We start from the raw sequence: 17633 nt of genomic DNA, 5'->3' as shown, positions 1-17633 counted from the left end.
GAACATATTAAAGGTTTATATATCATGCCTTAGCCTACTCGACAATTGCTGCGCTAAGGTATCCGGGTCTATTATCGCACCGAATGGCTAAGGGCTTTCCCCACCAGCTGATAATCTGCTTGAAGTGCAGCTCCCGCGCTCGGACAGCAGCGAAAAATCAACCTCAATGCCCAGTGAATCGGCCGTCACAAACTGTCGGAATACCCACCGGGTCCACATAGGCGATCAAAGAACGCCTTCACACGCGGCAATTAAAGCAATAACCGCCAATACCACGCCAGCAGCAATCTTCCTCTTATCCAAGGTACCCCAGGCGACAATGACTTCCCAGCCAATTACGACCACTACGGAAAACCGGGTTATCCTCATACAGCTCAGGTGGCTTTATCGCGTTAAGGATCAGTACATACACACCTCACAAAATAGGGGCTATAAGACTAAAGGTAGTGATCCAGGCAGCCAGACCTCCGCCCGTACTGAAAACAAAATTCAAGCCATCGCTACTCATTCGTAGGAATCTTTGGGGCATAGGGCTCCCATTAAAAAGGCCGCTTAAGAGGCTGATCGTTCTACAATACGTTGCCCAACCTTATGGCCATGGCATGTGCATGGAAATGTGAAAATGACACATACTTTCAAAACGAACACACAAAAAATCAATATTCTTGATGACAATATACATATAGAAGTTACCACAGCAGAAGATAAAGAATATCTTTATGCAGCATATTTACTAGACTCAAGATCCGTATGTATAGAAAAAATAAAATATCAAAAAGAAAATTTTTTTAAATTCAATAAACTACCAATAGGTAAATATAGAATCCGTCTATTTACCAAAGATAAAAAAACAGAACAAAAAACCGCCTGGGGGACAAGCGTAATAGAAATTGCGTTCAAAGACAAAAACCAGGATGCAGAAAAAAAATTAAACAAAATACTATTAAATGACTTCAGCAATGAAAATTTAATAGAATTTATTAAGAAATACCCGGCACATCTTTCCAGATTATTTCAAATAATTCGCAGTAAAACTCACAATGGCAAAACAAAAAACAAATCTGGATCAAAATTCGCTGATGCATGCCTAAGCTTGATCAACTTTGACTGGCTGACTCCTGCGCAGCATATATTTCTAATCAACAGTATACTCTACACCGCCCCCAACCAAACTATTATTAACAATAGATCAGAAATAGAACAGTCAGTTAAAACCAAGAAAGGCATTCCTGAATCCGATAGAAATTTCTTAAGTGGCCTTCTTGAATATAGAGCAGGCAATTACATGAATGCTCAGAATGAGTTCCAAAAACTCATTAAAGCCAAGCATAACTTGCTTTTCCATCAGACAGGAGCACTATCATATTTTTATCACCTAGATGATGCGCAATTTAATGATATAACTTATCACAGAGAGTTAGATTTTCTGCAGAAAACCGAAAACAAGATCGGCCCAATAATCTTAATGTCGTGCGACTATGGGTATTTTGTCGCGTATTTTAAGAAAACCTATGAAAAATTATTAAAAATCGGAGCGAAGCTTCACATTCATATAATTGCCCCAGCCGAAATAAACATGAGCGAAATATTAAGAATCATAAAGGGAACATCGGTTGGAGTGAGCATTGAACTTGAGACTAAAGAGCAGAGAGAAAAAGAAAACAGAAAAACCTACTATGCAACGGCTAGATATCTAATACTACAAAAAATAATTCAAACTTACAAAGAAAATGTTTTAGTAGCTGACATTGACATTGATTTTAATAAACCGCTTGAACAAGGATTTTTTGAGATGGCGGATAATGAAATAGCCTTATACACAAGCGACTCGTTCCTGCCATGGACAAAAATCTTGGCAGGCTTCAATCTATTCGGCAGAAACACTAGCGAATCTGAGTTTTTGACAAAACTGAAATCCTTCTTAAGTTTCTGCCTAAACTCAGATCGCGATGGATGGATGCTCGACCAAACTGCATTGGAGGTTGTATATCAATCATGTTCAATCCACCAAAAATCCAAAATAAAGCCCATCACAGATATCGTAGAATATTTACCAAAACAATATGAAAACAGGGGAGCGCACCGATCTACAGCCTTAACAGCAATGCAAGGCATTGTCAGCCAAGGATAGAGCCAATAGGGAATGCGAAGCAACAGGCTACTTCTACATTGCTACATATGTATGCATACCAATTATCTACACCAGTTCATCGGAAACTAGCAAAAAAATGCGGAAAATATTTTCCGCATCTGTACTCTGTCAAATCGTTGTGCTATTAAGGCTTTTTGACGCTAAGTCTCTGAAAATCCCTACGGCTAGAAATTCAATACACTTACTAACTATCGACGCATTAGAATGCTGATCTAGACGCATCTTTATCATCCCGCCACGACTGTTTGCTAAGGGAGGAATCCTAATAAGTATAATTTTGAAACCCTTGCCAAGTCCTTCCCGTACAGCGCCAACTCTCCTCCAGAATTGGCCGCCAGAGAATACTGACCTTAACTACAAGGGAAACATTTTACAAATGGCGTGCGAAGCACGGCGGCATGGACGAGTCGATTCGACTGGCCTGCCTGGTTTTCGGCGTAAGCCAAACCTGCTATCGATACAAAGCGAAGGCCGATGTCAGAAACGAAGCCATCGCGAACTGGCTACTGCGCCTGACGGACAATCATCGCAGTTGGAGCTTTAGTCTGTGCTTTCTGTGTCTACGCAACGCTCGAGACTTCGGTTGGAGCCACAAGCGCGTGTATCGGATCTGCCGCGCGCTCTATCTGAACCGGCGAATCAAGCCGCGTAAACGTCAGGTCCGGCAGACGCCCGAGCCATTTACAGCTCCGAGTGCAGTAAATCAGGTGTGGTCGATGGACTTCATACAGGACCAGCTTGCCGATGGCCGCAGCATCCGGGTGCTGAATGTAAACGCCGACTTCAATCGCGAGGCGTTGGGCATCGAGGTCGACTTCTCGATACCCTCCGAGCGGGTGGTCCGCACACTAAAGCAGATCATCAGCTGGCGAGGAAGGCCATCGGCTATTCGCTATGACATCGACCCGAAATATCTAAGCACAGCCATCGTGCAGTGAGCGCAGACGTGGAGCAACAAACTCGAGTGCATCCAGTCCGGCCATTCGCAGCAGAACGCCTACGTCGAGCGGTTCAATAGGACCGTGCGCTATGAATAGTTATCCCAGTATCACTGGGACGATCTAGGCCACGTACAGCGCGTCGCCACTCAGTGGGTGTGGTCCTACAATCATGAAGGCCCAAATATAATACTGGGCGGATATACCCCAAAACAGCAGCTGGCCATAGCTACGTAGCATTTCTACTTCGGTTAAGCGATAAAAATGGGGGGATTACCGTCTCGCCAACGCGAGATAGCCAAGGAAGCGATAAAATTCACGAATGATCAGATCGCCGATTGGCTGCTGCGCCTGACCAAAAATCATTGCACCTGGGTACTTTATGCTATGCCTTCTGTACCTGTGACCTGTCCGGAAATTTTCTACCAATCGGAACTAGAGACACAGACCATGGCTGTTAAATCGTTGCTCAGTGTTCCCACGAACTGCCGCGGGGCCAGGTCACTTTTCGTTTACCCACGAATCCAACTCCATTCTATATAAACTGAAAGTCAAATTGCATTGCTTCGCTTGCAAACGGCCCAAAAACTATCGCTCGAGAGTCGCTAGTTTTATTGATAGCCGTACTGGTCACGCTAGGAAAAGGTTGCTTGAAGCCAAGATATAAAGACACAGAGAGCTCGCTGTCTGACGGAGTAATAACCATCGTTTTTTTCTTACCCGATACTAAAACCGCCCCATCATTCAATGTTACGGACTTGTCTTTAGGAACGTGAAAGATCCAGTACCGCGGCATTTGCTCATAGCCCGAAAATACATCTCGAATCAGAAAATGATCCTGATTTTCGATTAAAAGCTCGCGTGTCACCGATCCCGGCTGATACATCCTCGTCTCAGCCTTGACCGCATAAGGGAATCCAGGCGCTTCCATTCGTTTTAACGTCGCAAAATTTTTTCCGACACTTGAACGATCTATTTTGGCACCAGCAACGAAAGGCACATTATGAGCTCGCGCGGACCGCATATAGATCCTGACAGGATCGAGTCGGTTGTGATTGTAGAGTCCCGAATCAATCAGCCAATCCTCACCATAGGCATGGACAAGAACATTCAAGTCATCATCCTGTCGATGATAAGGACTAAGAAATCCGCTCTTCATGACAATATGCGTATGGCCCGGCCACGACTTCCATGAAGACCGGTACGCAGCGTAGCCAGACTCTTCGTAAACAGCGAAATTGCCAGTCGGTTCAGTACCCACCCTGCCGCCTGTTGACACCCACTCCACCAAGGGCACACTTGGCAAATCAACCAGTTCAGGATGCACACTGGGGCGATAGCTGGTGCTGTCTCCCATATAGGCCAAAAATCGATCAGGTCTGGTTACCCAAATCAAGAAGCGGAGAGCTTTGTCAAAATGCTCGTCAAAGTCTGCACTGTACTGCCCAGAAGCTTTCAACAACCGCCTTGCTCTCAACATGTTGGAAATCATGCCGAAATGGTAGGCGGGGCTGTTCTCCACATGAACACCCTCGTCCGTGAAAGCGAAGTGGATTTCAGCATTAAGGCGAGCTAGTCCGAGCTCACGCCACGCCCCGGCAGCCTCAGCTTCAGGAAAGGCCAAAGCAGCCAGTATTAAGGACAGCGCCTGATCAAAGCCATGATTGGTATGCTTGGAATAAAAATCGTCACGCATCAGCAACTCGGCATGCCGTTGCGCCAAATCCATAAAGTCACACTGGGGAAACTGCAACTTTATCCTTGATAAGCGATCAAGCCTCAATGCAGTCGCATGATCATGCCAAGGAAAGTCTTGCTCAATGGCCTCACTCTCGAATTTGCTCCTCCACGTCCCAATCAACTGACTGAGCATGCCTATACGACCCGTCGCAATCAACGGGTCCAAGGGAAGAAAAGCATGTAAGGTCCAACGCCAGGAACGGTCCTGCTGCGGACCACTGGACCAGATGTCGGCACCACAGTAAACCGAGCCAAAATTTCTTGTGTCGATGAAATTCTCATCAACAAGCCTTCTTGCCAACACCTCATCGTTGTCAGTTTTGGCTGGGAAAAGACCGCTGTGCATCATCTTATAATCGCTGCCCTGTTTTATATTCTTTTCTGTTCGCTGATCAATTAATGATCAGCAAAAAGACTGATTTCTCGCTTGATCACCAAACGAGCATCACTTTGCGCTCTCACACGTTCCGCCGCCTTTTTCGAGTAAGCCAAGAAGGCATCTACATCCGAATAGAGAGCCGCAATCCCGTCTGCCAATTGCTCTGCGTCTTCTGGCGAAGCCAAAATACCGCAGGATTCATCCACAAACTCAGGAACAGCAGACACGCGATTGGTGACGGGCACTAGGCCAGAAGACATCGCTTCATCGCGTGATACCCCCTGCGAATCACAGCGAGTCGGCACAAGAAAAATCCCATTTTCTTTGTGTAATTGTGCAATCTCTGATTGCGTCACAAACTTTCGATCAATACGCACATTAGAGAACTTACGTAATGGCGCGATTGTCTCCTCAAACAATTCACCATCACCCACAAAGTGGAACTGTAAATCTGGGAAAAAAGGGAGCGAGCTCAAATGCCCCACCGCTTTCACACTCAGATCATTAGCATAAGCGCGAGCTGAATACGGACGAATGGATAATACACGCTTGCGCTGCTCCTTATTTTTATTCTGATAGGAAAACAGTGAGGTATCGATAGCGTTGTGAATGATACTATATTTATCCTTAGAAATACTTACCCCTAGATCTTCGAACACTTCTTCCGCAAAGTACTGAGACACAAACACCATATGCAGATTAGGGTGGGGAGCCTTCAAGATATCGCGCCAGAATGCGTTGCGTTGCTCCCCCAGTTTCTTCCGACGGGTAATTTCCGATTCAGTAAGCCCCTCGAACTCAAACTGACGACGCTCCCAAGCCTGGATCTCAGACCCATGCGCCCAAACAGTAACTCGGACAGTGTCCAAATACTTCTGCAGCACGCGCCACATGTTACTGTCAAGAATATGCACTAGTACATGACGAATCTGACCAGTAGCCAGTGTGGCATCAAGCAGGTCGGCATCGCCATTTGCCACATCGATCCCTTCAAACTCACGATAGCCCGCGGGATCCTTACTGATTCGGAAAATATCGACAATCTGCCCTTCACGCTTGTAAGCACGAATCCGGCTATGTAGGAACCCATACCTATATAAGTCATCATAGGCCGGATACTGCTTGGTTAAGACAAGATACGGAGACCGACAGATGATGGCGGCGGGCCGTTCCGCATTACTACCTAAAACCAACCGCTCAATCAATACATCGCCCCTTCCTTCAATGCGCAAGCCAAAACGAATCTGAGTGCAATGGGCAGGAATAGCAAGTGCATGTTTGTCACCTGCATGATTCATCTGATGGGAGATTTTCTTACCGTCTTTATCCTGAAACTCAAATACGGTCTTAACAGCCAAATTGCCCTCGCAGCAAAGCTCAAACTGGCTATTAAGCAGCAAATTCATTTCCTCACGTGTTTTGACCCTCTTGGCATATAAATACACAAACTGTCCAGGCCTCAACGTCGAAACTATCCGCAAGCGATTCTCGTGTACACCGAGACTCACCCCCTCGCGGGCCGCAAGAATAGTGCGTAATTCTGTCGCACTGATTTGAGGTAAGTTACTGCTATCTCCTCCCGCTAAGTAGGAAGCAGCAGGTAACCGTGCCGATGTCTTCGCCAGATGCTCAGAAAATGACACGCCCAGATCAGCTAAAGGCAGATCATCCACTTGCCTGTGCAGCTCGACCGACAAAGCAGCACCATTTGCAATGTAATTGAACTCGTCAATCGCCAATGCCTGTTTCAAATTGAACCTAAACTGCCCAGGTTGATTCAGCATTTCGGCCAGCCACCCTTGTGGCAACGCCGGCAACCTAGCGACACCGCTACGGGCGCTTACTGAATCCACGTAACGATATTGTCCATTAGGGGATTCCAATACAAGCCCTCCATCTTTGGCCTTGTAATGAGTGGACTTACCAAACGCGGAGGCACTGCTATAGGTACTGGCCAAAGCCAAATCAGTCAGATAATGCTCGCCATAGTAGTCATCCTTACTCCACTCGCCTACCAACGCTCCCGGATCCACCGTACGCAGATGATTAAGCAAAGTATCTGCAGTCTCATGCTGGGTGAAGTCAGCAGAACTAGTCTCTGGCTTTGGCAAACTGCACACAATATGCAGTTGCTTGTATGGATACGCTTGGCGTCGGAAAGCCTCCACTAGACTCAGCACCTCTGCTTGTGTCGATGCGGTCGCGATCAACACAACAGGTGGCAACGGAGGGGCGTAAACAGTATTCGTCAGCTTGGCGCGTATATAAGCCAAGCGATGCGAATAGGTATGTTCCCCCATTACCTTACGCAGACCCAATAAACGAGTCTTACGGTAAATAACATCGTCTTGAACAACATCCTTCAGCCAGTGCGTCAATGTTTCAGGCTGATCTGATGAGGCCACCAGATCGCCAAACAGCAAACGAACGCCTCTGGAAAAATTCGATACTACAACCGTATTCGACGCAAGCAACTCAAACACTCTTCGTGCAAACATCGTCTGTGATTGCTTGATCGTGTTCATATTGATGCCGTAGCGATAGCCTTTATAGGCTTTATCAATTTCAGAGAACGGCAACTTGCCCAAGATCATGGGCTTGTACTCATCAGGGAAGGTGTAATGTGGATGTGGGTTATCCGCATTGCGATCGTAGATCTCAACTGGGCGCAAATCCTTTACTGCGTTAATCAACGCAGCAAAGTCCCGTTGGCGCTCTGGATAACGAAGATAGTAAGAGCCCGCAAAATTGAACGCGTCCTTACGATCAAAAATCTCGATTGGATTATGTGTTTTGGGCTGTGCCGCAAAAGGTAAAAAATAGACCTGTTCATGGCCTACGTGAGCCTTGTACTTGGGCACACAATCAATATCTGTCGTAAACACATAATCCACTTGCTTGGCCAAAGGGATAAATGTGCCAAAGTGCACAGGATCCTCTTTATTCCAGAACAAGGTAGGCACGCCATTACGCTTGCACCAATCAATGCAAGCGTTAATTTCCGGGCCATTTGTACTAATCTTCAGTTTCCAAAGCTGCTCGAATCCCTGCCAGGCTGACTCAATAAAAAGTATATGTGGCTTAAACCTTTCTAGCTGCTCAATGCAGTGCTCGGGATGCAACTGCAACAGCTCACACTCCGGGTCGTAAGAGTGAAAAGTAAACTCATCCATCACCCCTGCCACACGCAGCTGCTTAGCTGGCAGGCTGGCCAATTCTCCTTGGCCTAGCGAAGCACCTAAACGTGACTGACATAGAGCCAAATTTGCAGCAAAGAACTGGTGTCCCAACTGCTCCCCCAGCTCTTTATAAAGGGTCATCGCCTGTGCGTAATCCTCATCGCGAAATGCCCGCGCAGCACTACTTACTTTTGATTGCAACATATCAGCCTTTTCTGCTTTCCTAGCGCTTATTCCGCAAACAAACCTACAACGTCAATACACTGGGCGTGCTTGCGAATCTCAGCAACTTGCTCGATGAATGGACGGTGTTTAACAAGAACGCAGACAACATCGGCATCAGCCATAGCGCTACCCAGCGCGGACAACTCAATACCCGTACCTTGTAGCTTGGCTGGCAATTCGCTGATATTGGGTTCTACGGCCTGGACCTTGCAACCCAGGCTGGCAATCTTCTTGGAAACACCAACAGCAGGACTTTCACGCAAGTCATCGATATCGGGTTTGAAAGCCAGGCCCAAGCATGCCACTTTGATATCAGACATGCGTGCATCAGGACGCAGCGACAATACTCCGGCAATAGCAGCCTTCACTTTTTCTACAACCCACTCAGGTTTGTAGTCGTTAATCTCGCGAGCCAAGCGAACAATGCGAGCCTCTTCAGGAGTTTTGTCCACGATGAACCAAGGATCCACGGCGATGCAGTGACCACCCACTCCGGCACCAGGCTGCAAAATATTAACGCGTGGGTGACGGTTAGCCAGGCTGATCAGTTCCCACACATTAATATTCAGGCGATCGCAAATCAGAGACAGCTCGTTAGCAAACGCGATATTCACGTCGCGGAAGCTGTTTTCTGTCAGTTTGCACATTTCAGCGGTGCGTGCATTGGTTGGCACCAAAGCGCCTTCCACAAAAATCCGGTACAGCTCAATCGCCATCTCGGTGGCTTTTTGAGTCATGCCACCAATCACGCGGTCGTTGCTAACCAGCTCATGGACTACGCGACCGGGCAAAACACGCTCTGGGCAATAGGCCACCTGAATATCAGCCTCCTCACCCGCCTGCTGAGGGAAGCTCAGGTCAGGACGAGCTTCAGCCAACCATTGGGCCAGTTGCTCAGTCGTACCAACAGGGGATGTCGACTCCAGAATGACCAGATTGCCTTTGGCTAACACTGGTGCAATGGCTTTGGCTGCGTCGGCGATATAGCTCAGGTCAGGTTTATTGCCTTCCAGAAAGGGAGTGGGGACGGCAATCAGAAACGCATCAGCAGGTTCTGGTGTCAGCGTAGCGCGCAGGTAACCACCGTGTACGGCAGCCTGCACCAGCATATCCAGTTCAGGTTCAACAATATGAATCCGGCCTTGATTGATCGTGTCAACCGCGTAAGCGTTCACATCAACGCCAATGACCTTTTTGCGGCGGGAGGCAAATAATGTTGCAGTAGGCAGGCCGATATAGCCCAGGCCGATCATGGATAGAGTTTCAAACATGCTGGTCTTCCGAATCAAGAGATCAAAGTTTTTAAAATTTCACTAATGCGGGTGGCGGCTTTACCGTCCCCATAGGGGTTGTGCGCCCGAGCCATACGCTCATATTCCGCAGCGTCATCCAGCAACTGCGTGGCAGCGCTGACAATGGCGTGTGTTTCTGTTCCCACCAACCGCACAGTTCCTGCATCCACGGCTTCAGGGCGCTCGGTCGTGTCTCGCATCACCAATACCGGTTTGCCCAAAGAAGGCGCTTCTTCCTGTATGCCCCCAGAGTCGGTAACCAAAAGGTCACAACGGTCCATTAGGTAAACAAAGGGCAAATAATCCAGTGGTTCGATCAAATGAACATCGGAAACGTCGGATAAGATACGACGTACTGGTTCCTGAACATTTGGATTCAAGTGCACTGGATACACCACCTGCACATCGCCACGGGAGGCAATCTGGCGCAAGGCCAGGCAGATGTTTTCAAAGCCAGAGCCAAAGTTTTCGCGACGATGCCCCGTCACTAAAACCAAGCGTTTGGCTGGGTTGATAAAAGAGAACTGAGCCTCAAAACGGCTACGTAGTTCCGAGTCCTGGCGTACGCGTGCTGCTACATCCAGCAGCGCATCGATTACGGTATTGCCCGTGATATGTACTGTCTTGGGATCCACACCTTCACGCAACAAATGCGATTGTGATTGCTCGGTTGGGGCAAAGTGCACATCAGCCAGCACGCCTGCTTGGCGACGATTCATTTCCTCTGGCCATGGCGAGTACTTATTGTGAGTGCGCAATCCAGCCTCGACGTGGCCAACATTGATCTTGGCGTAATAGGCCGACAAAGCTGCGGCCATGGTGGTAGTCGTATCACCATGCACCAGAATCATGTCTGGTTGCCATTGCTTGTAGACATCACGCATGCCCAACAGCACGTTACTGGTGATGTCATACAAGTCCTGACCTGGCTTCATCAGGTTCAAGTCAAAATCAGGTTTGATGGAAAAAATATCCAGAACCTGATCCAGCATCTGACGGTGTTGCCCCGTCACGCAAACACGTGCCTCGAACGCAGAGTCGGCAGCTAATGCCTTAACCACCGGAGCCATTTTGATGGCTTCCGGTCGTGTGCCAAATACGGTCAAAATCTTCATAAAATTACTTTTAATCTTTAGGGTAAACAGTTAGTAAACAGGCGTCTTTCTCAAGTTTGTATTCGGTAGATGTTCCTGCCCGCCCCAAGGCTTCCATATCTGCCAGCCAGTGCTGCACCACTTGCTTTTCATCTTCGCGGATATAGTCATCCATCAAAAAGTCAATATGGGCATTGGGGAAATGCTCCATTAACAAAGGACCTGCGGGATATCGAGCTTGAGGGCCCGTAGCAGCCGGAGGACCATCTACAATCACCAAAATGCGTTTTCGGGTAGCTTGTCTTTGCTTGGCAAGTTTGGCCAAGGTGCTTTGGCAGCCGTAATAAGGATAGACTTGGCCATCCGCTGCCTGCCAATCCTCAATAGGTGTCAATAACAGCTGAACAGCCTTCTCCAGCCCAGCTTGCTGGACATAAGCCAATGTTTGCTGGTAGTACGAATCCAGATGATCGAAGGAAACAAACTGAGTCTGACGAGTGCCATTACGCTCAGCCATCGAAGCCAAGGTTTTCGCCACCAGGACTGTAGACATTCCCGACCCAAACTCAATCACGAGGTCATAAGGCTTAAGCACCAACTGCTGCACCAAACACAATGCAAAGTCTGCAGAGATTGGCCAGCTGTGAGCCTCGCTGTTGAATGCAGGTAGCACTCCGGTGGCAAAATACTCTTGCATCCCAACAAAGGACTGGATCTGGCGTACAGCATTGGCACTATTATTCTTAACTGCTGTTTCAAGATGGCGACGGACTCGTACCAAATCGTCAGATTGTTTTTTAAATAACTCCTCATAGGCCGCTGGGACAACCGTCTCACGCTTTGCCAAAGACTGCACTTGGGTACTCAACCGCTCCAACAGATCTGTTTCACGTGCATTCTGCGCCGACAATAATTGCTGTAACTCCAGCTGACGGGCCTCCAGTGCGGCTTTACTTTTTTCCAAGTTCAGTTGCTCTTTAGCTTGCTGCAACAGTTCTCCCTGACGTTGTGCGGCTAAAGCAATGTACTCATCACGAACCTGAAAAGCGTGATTCAACTGCGCCTGCAAAGACTTGTAGTCTGTTCGGTCCACATTGATTTGCTGCCTTGCCTCATCTCGCTCCTGTGTTATTACCTGAACTTGAGATTGCAATGCGTGCACTTCTTCCAAGCGCTGAGCAGCAAGCCCGACCAGTTCCTCACGAGCACCAGCCAACTCTTGCACTTGCGACAGTAAAAAGTCTTTTTCTCCCTGCGTGTCCCGTAACTGCCCCCGAAGCTCTTCAGACTCAGTTACTGACTCTTCTAACTGAACCAATACGGACCCAACTTCCTCCAAGCGTTGCTCCGCTATTACAAGCAACTCATCGTGAGCGATCCTCAAAGTTTGAAGTTGTGACAAAGCTGCCTCTTTGTCCTGATGATGCATCTGCAACTCCGTCTTCAGACCCTCATATTGCTGGGCCATCTCCGCTAAGCCACCCTGCACAGTGACGCATTGCTCAAACCATTGCCCCGCTTGTGCCTCTTTCTCAACAAGCGTTTGGTTAAGCCGTTTAAGCTCTGCCTGCAAGCCTACATCTTTCTTCTGAAATTGAAGCCTCAACGCAGACTCCTGCTCAAGCGCAAGTGTTAAGTCAGTCACTTGCCTGAGCATTCCCTGCTTAGCCAGCTGTTCTTGCAGAACAAACTGCCGTTGCTGCTCTTGCTCCTGGCCACTGTTTGCCAGATCCTTTTGTGTCTGCGCAAGCTTGGCCCGGAGCTCGTCGATCAGCATGAGCTGTTCATCCCTGACTCGCATTACGCGACTCGATTCCCTCTGCAGGTTATCTAGTTGCCCCTGTAGGGTCCTGAGCTGATTCAATAAAGCGTTACGTTCCTGAACCAACTCGTCCCATTGACGCTGCACAGCCTCGTTCTGTGACGCTACCTGATACTGTGCGTTGACTTGGGCCAAACGCAATTCTTTTGCCTGGTTCAGCAAGCGGTCTCTCTGCCGCGACTCAGAATCCGTAAATGGAACATCGTCTGGCAACAAGGCCAACAAGGCCTCTGCCTCAAACAAACCTCCTGCTTCATGCAAACGAAAGGCCAGCCATTTTTGCCGGAAACCTCGCGGTTCCAGTTCAAAGGCACGGCGTGCCAACGTTGCCACCAACTCAGGGTCACTAGTCTGATAAGTGCGTGCTACTGCAGTCCACGCACTAGCTTGAATACTTTTCGACACTGCAACTTGGTTGAAAAGCGTCTCAACCTGCTTATCGCCACCTTGCTGATAAGCCTGTACAACCTTGTCAAATGACTTTCCACCCAGCACAGCCGGTGGTTGACTACGCCTGTTCTGGCGCCAAGCCTGACGTAACCGTTTTGGGACAGTCAGCAAGGCTCCCGTAGACCGCATACCATCAATCAATATCTCGCCCAACTGACCTGATAACGCATACTGTGTCTTTAGCTCATGCAATCTGGCCTGCACTCCCAGCAGAGACTCCAGTCTAAGCCTCTCCGTCTCGGCCTTTACAAATCTAATATCCGCAGGAGCCACATGAATAATTGTTTGCGTCTTGCCCCCTCCTATTGAATGAGGGCTATCGTGCAAACGTCCCAATTCTTCCTGCACGAGCTGCAGTTGGTCCAGTAATAGGCGGTTCTCCTTTACCAGGCGCTGCTCATGGTCAGATAGAGATTCCATAACCCCGCAATCAAGCGGCATAACAGATGACATAGACATTAGATGACTTCCCTATCTTTCTTATTAGTCCACATGGTCCAGCACAATGCTCTTGAGCAACTTCAGGATCCCAGCCAGGATCAAAGCTAAAAGCAGAGTCACCAACGTGTTGTATAAACGACGAGGCTCCATTGGGTATTCTGGTAAGGTAGCCGACTGTAAGACGGAAACCTTTTCAAGCATGCGAGTAGCGTCGATACGTCCTTTTTCCAAAGCGCTTAATGACGACTTGTAGATCTCCTGAGTGAACTGAACGTTCATCTCCAAGCGGTAGAACTCCTCCACATACTTGTTCAAGGTGCCACCCGATGGAGTCGCCAATTTAAGTTTCTCCGCCTTAATTTGCGCATCGACGGCCCTCAAAGACTGCTTAAGCATCTGGATATTAGGATGATCACGATCCAAGGTTTTGGGCAAAGAGGCTAATTGAGTCTGAAGTTGAGCCCGCTGCCCTTCTAAAGTCGCAATAATGGCATTAATACTTTCCGCTGTAGCCTGAGGCGACAACAAACCAGCTTTATTTTGATAGTTCATCAAATCCTGGCTGGCTTTCTGAAAACGTTCCTGGGCCTGATCAACCTGAGTGACCAAAAAATCCACTTGCACCTGAGCCATTTCATGGCCCAGCACATTCATATATCGCTCACCTTCCTGGACCAACTGCTGAGTAATCGCCTGTGCCATTTCAGGTCCATATGCCTGGACTTGCATTCGCAGAACCCCAGAAAATTCGTCAAACTCAACTTTTACCCGTGACAAATAATGGCGGTGGAACCATTCCATGGACGCATCTTGGAACCACATGCGAGAAACCCAGTCGTGCTCCGACGAACTGTAGTGAGCACGCAAGTTCAACGACTCATCCAACTTCTTCAACATATCCACAGAAAGCAAATAATCGCGCAAAAGCAACTGATTAGCCCGATCTGCAGAAGCGACTCCTGACACCAGCATGCCCAGATCAAACGAAGGTGAGCCAACCGAGTCCGTCTTGCGAATAATGACGTTGGCCTCGGAGACATAACGATCGGATGCAAAGAACAGCCAGTAAGCCGAGGTCAAAACGGCCAGAATAAAAATTACACGTACCGCATGATCAAACAGCTGCAAAGAAAACCAAGAGCGCACACGCGCTATCAGCGAAGGTTTCTTAACTGCCGTCTTGTCTGAAGACGCGCCGTTGGTATGCGTAAGAGCTTGGGGTGTATCTGTCATTTTGGAATTGAATCCTTGTAGGCCTTGAGCGCATCATCGATCTGGTCAAACCAGTGCGCTTTTCCCTTATGCAGCCAGACGCCAGCCTGGCAAAATTGTCTTAATGTCATATTGTCGTGTGCAACCATAATCAGGCCAGCACGATCAGTCATTGTCTTGAAGGCGTCCGCCGCCTTTTTTCGGAAGGCGGCATCGCCTGCCGCCGTGACCTCATCCGAGATATACACATCGAAGTTGAAAGCGAAGGAAAGGGCAAACTGCAACCTAGAACGCATACCCGATGAATAGGTGTACACTGGCTCCTCAAATGCTTGGCCCAACTCCGAAAAGTCTTTGATAAACGCAAGGCGATCGGCCAAATCGTCTTGGTGCCCATGTACACGACATACAAATTTGGCATTCTGACGCCCCGACAATGTGCCTTCCAAGCCCCCATTACCCATGGGCCAAGACACACGACACAGACGTTGAACGGAGCCCTTGTTCGGGTGATCCACGCCACCGATCAGGCGTAACAACGTTGATTTGCCGGCACCATTAGAGCCAATCAACCCCACATTCACCTTGGGAGGAATCGTTAGGTTTACGCCCTCAAGGACCCATCGGCCCACCCCATGTGCCGTCTTGTAGCGTTTGTACATATCATTGACGATGATCATTTCATCACCAACTCTTGGGAGAAGCGTCGGTATAGCAACAAGCCCAAAAACAAACTGGTGATACCCCACGTATACAGATACGCCATGCTTACCCCAGGCACCATATGGTAGTAACTTGAAAAGCCATGCCTCACAAACTCCAAGCCATGCACTAAAGGATTAAGAAGCAACCAATCCCGATAGGGCTGAGGCACAGCAGAAACTGGCATGATGACACCCGAAATCAGATACAAAGGCATCATCAGAATCTTCAGAATATGCTCGGTTTCGCGAACCAAGGCCATTAAGACCGAAGCGACCAATCCGTAGCCCACGCCAAACAGCCATAAACCAAACATGGCAATAAAAACGCGTAAAGGGTCATCAGGTCGAACGTCATGCCCCAGCAATGCCACCCCCGTCAGAATGACAGCCGCGACCAAAACCATCAAAAATGCTTCTAATGATCCACGCGCAATAGCCGTATCAAACGGGTGAACTTGCCGATAAGCGAACAAAGGCTTATTGCTATCGGCCGCATACATGACCTGCATCGCCGTACGACGAAACATAAAAAACGCCAGCATCCCCACCACAATCCAGACAGTGACATCAATGCCACCGACTGTGCGCAAACGGATCACGGTGAAGATAAACGTGACGAAGCTGATATGCAGCACCGGTTCCATCAACAACCAGAACCAGGCCGCACGCATATCAAACAAACGATCTAGCGCTTCACGCAAAACCAGCGCCCGCCAGACTGCCCAGGTGACAGCCATGGGGCTGCGTACCTGATTACTCATACCCACCTCGGTTGAGGAATTTAGCTTTCGACATGACGTTCATCAATTCACCATATTGTTCAACGTCGTACTAGGCACAGCCACCGACACCACCAAACGCAAGAACTTCTGGAACTCTGCCGCTGGCGAGTTCGAGACATAGATCACGTCCTTGTCCTGAACCGGGAAGTTCTGGGTGACAAAGAAAGAAGCCGGGTCACGCAGGTCGATTTCATACACCACGGGCACGACGCCCTTCTTGTCCAGCAGGGTCGACTCAGGGGCGCCTTCCACCAGCGCAGCATCTTCAAAGCGGAAGACAAAGACACCACGAGCATCAGCGCGTGACGTATCCAGGCCACCGGAGCGGGCCAGGGCCTGCACCAAGGAAATGCCTTTGGCTTCAAACGGAATTTCTTCGTTCTTGCCGGTGGCACCCAAAATGGAGAAGCTCTGGTTCTGGTACAGCGCTGTGATCACATCACCCGGTTTCAGCATGATGTTCTGATTCGGATTACGAATAATCGTATCCAGCGCCATGGTCGATGTATTCATCTCACGCGAGAGCTGAATGGCGATACGGTTGACTGCTTGCTTGACGCCACCGCCTGCGGCCAGAGCATCCAGCAAACGCTCACCTTTAGGCGTCAGCGGCATCAAGACGCTTTGATTGACCTCACCCACCACGGTCACGTTGGAGGTGTTGTTCTGAATGACTCGCACCAGCACTTGAGGATTATTCGCCTTGCCTTGCAGACGCTTGGCAATGCTTTCTTCAATCTGTTGGGTGTTGCGGCCTTTGACAGCAATACGGCCAGCGAAAGGCATACTGATCATGCCGTCTGGAGTCACCATTTGCTGGGGGAACGCAACTGCATTGGTTGTTGCTGCCGCTGCTTTAGGATCCAGAGAGATCGTGCCAAACAACATAGCTGGCGGCGCTTCCCAAACCGATACCTCCAGCACATCGCCAGGGCCAATCAGGTAATTATTCGAGCCGGAGCTGGGAAACTGGGCTGCAAAGTCACCCATGCGCTTTTTAGCGGCCAATTTCTTGGTCAGCTCGTCTGTCACGTTGACCAGGGTGATGCCTTCGATACGGCCTTCACGCCGTTCCTGGACTTGCTGGCGGCTGGGGCCGTCTGCAGGCATCCAGTCGGGCATCGTGGCACATCCGGCCAGTACGGCGACCAGGGTACTGGCCAGTACTGGCCGTCCCATTGCTGCAATCTTGCTTACTGCTGTGTGTAGTAATTGAGCCATGC

Annotated in this window: 10 protein-coding genes and 1 pseudogene; 2 read left to right on the top strand and 9 right to left on the bottom strand. The window is 48.9% G+C overall.

Going from position 1 to position 17633, the window contains the following annotated elements:
* The first annotated feature begins 622 nt into the window (after positions 1 to 622).
* The gene (locus Q9R35_RS10955; RefSeq protein WP_149721118.1) at positions 623 to 2131 is read left to right on the top strand and encodes a hypothetical protein; all 1509 of its coding nucleotides are present in this window, start codon (positions 623 to 625) and stop codon (positions 2129 to 2131) included.
* Positions 2132 to 2559: 428 nt separating this feature from the next.
* Positions 2560 to 3327, top strand: a pseudogene (locus Q9R35_RS10950) (integrase core domain-containing protein); the annotation flags it as partial.
* A 298-nt stretch (positions 3328 to 3625) separates the two neighbouring features.
* Here Q9R35_RS10950 and Q9R35_RS10945 read toward each other — a convergent pair.
* From Q9R35_RS10945 to Q9R35_RS10905, 9 genes are read right to left on the bottom strand one after another with little or no spacing between them, the layout of a single operon-like run.
* Complete coding sequence (locus Q9R35_RS10945) at positions 3626 to 5179, bottom strand: heparinase II/III family protein (RefSeq protein WP_149721116.1); 1554 nt, start codon at positions 5177 to 5179, stop codon at positions 3626 to 3628.
* 47 nt (positions 5180 to 5226) lie between these two features.
* Entirely contained in the window at positions 5227 to 8592 is a 3366-nt protein-coding gene (locus tag Q9R35_RS10940; RefSeq protein WP_149721115.1) for a glycosyltransferase, read from the bottom strand.
* Positions 8593 to 8618: 26 nt separating this feature from the next.
* Positions 8619 to 9884: a UDP-N-acetyl-D-mannosamine dehydrogenase gene (gene wecC, locus Q9R35_RS10935; protein ID WP_149721114.1), complete on the bottom strand. Its 1266-nt coding sequence runs from the start codon at positions 9882 to 9884 to the stop codon at positions 8619 to 8621.
* A 14-nt stretch (positions 9885 to 9898) separates the two neighbouring features.
* Positions 9899 to 11020, bottom strand: coding sequence for a non-hydrolyzing UDP-N-acetylglucosamine 2-epimerase (gene wecB / locus Q9R35_RS10930; protein ID WP_149721113.1), 1122 nt, complete (start codon positions 11018 to 11020; stop codon positions 9899 to 9901).
* A gap of 10 nt (positions 11021 to 11030) precedes the next feature.
* On the bottom strand, positions 11031 to 13730 hold the full coding sequence (locus tag Q9R35_RS10925) for a hypothetical protein (protein WP_149721112.1): 2700 nt from the start codon (positions 13728 to 13730) through the stop codon (positions 11031 to 11033).
* 24 nt (positions 13731 to 13754) lie between these two features.
* On the bottom strand, positions 13755 to 14945 hold the full coding sequence (locus Q9R35_RS10920) for a chain-length determining protein (protein ID WP_149721111.1): 1191 nt from the start codon (positions 14943 to 14945) through the stop codon (positions 13755 to 13757).
* Entirely contained in the window at positions 14942 to 15604 is a 663-nt protein-coding gene (locus tag Q9R35_RS10915) for an ABC transporter ATP-binding protein (RefSeq protein ID WP_149721110.1), read from the bottom strand. The genes Q9R35_RS10920 and Q9R35_RS10915 overlap by 4 nt, the downstream gene beginning before the upstream one ends.
* Entirely contained in the window at positions 15601 to 16389 is a 789-nt protein-coding gene (locus tag Q9R35_RS10910; RefSeq protein WP_149721109.1) for an ABC transporter permease, read from the bottom strand. The genes Q9R35_RS10915 and Q9R35_RS10910 overlap by 4 nt, the downstream gene beginning before the upstream one ends.
* A gap of 42 nt (positions 16390 to 16431) precedes the next feature.
* A complete protein-coding gene (locus Q9R35_RS10905; protein WP_262479182.1) occupies positions 16432 to 17631 on the bottom strand; it encodes a polysaccharide biosynthesis/export family protein in 1200 nt (399 codons plus the stop codon).
* Between the last annotated feature and the right edge of the window lie 2 nt (positions 17632 to 17633).

It is taken from the genome of Alcaligenes sp. AB3 (assembly GCF_031844565.1).
Lineage (GTDB): Bacteria > Pseudomonadota > Gammaproteobacteria > Burkholderiales > Burkholderiaceae_B > Alcaligenes > Alcaligenes faecalis.
The sequence above is the reverse complement of the archived record's forward strand: the minus strand, read 5'-3'. Positions and strand labels throughout refer to the sequence as shown.

Coding starts and splice junctions, on each gene's coding strand:
- Q9R35_RS10955 (WP_149721118.1), top strand. CDS start 623: ATGACACATACTTTCAAAACGAACACACAAAAAATCAATATTCTTGAT.
- wecC (WP_149721114.1), bottom strand. CDS start 9,884: ATGTTTGAAACTCTATCCATGATCGGCCTGGGCTATATCGGCCTGCCT.
- Q9R35_RS10920 (WP_149721111.1), bottom strand. CDS start 14,945: ATGACAGATACACCCCAAGCTCTTACGCATACCAACGGCGCGTCTTCA.
- Q9R35_RS10925 (WP_149721112.1), bottom strand. CDS start 13,730: ATGTCTATGTCATCTGTTATGCCGCTTGATTGCGGGGTTATGGAATCT.
- Q9R35_RS10945 (WP_149721116.1), bottom strand. CDS start 5,179: ATGATGCACAGCGGTCTTTTCCCAGCCAAAACTGACAACGATGAGGTG.
- wecB (WP_149721113.1), bottom strand. CDS start 11,020: ATGAAGATTTTGACCGTATTTGGCACACGACCGGAAGCCATCAAAATG.
- Q9R35_RS10915 (WP_149721110.1), bottom strand. CDS start 15,604: ATGATCATCGTCAATGATATGTACAAACGCTACAAGACGGCACATGGG.
- Q9R35_RS10940 (WP_149721115.1), bottom strand. CDS start 8,592: ATGTTGCAATCAAAAGTAAGTAGTGCTGCGCGGGCATTTCGCGATGAG.
- Q9R35_RS10910 (WP_149721109.1), bottom strand. CDS start 16,389: ATGAGTAATCAGGTACGCAGCCCCATGGCTGTCACCTGGGCAGTCTGG.
- Q9R35_RS10905 (WP_262479182.1), bottom strand. CDS start 17,631: ATGGCTCAATTACTACACACAGCAGTAAGCAAGATTGCAGCAATGGGA.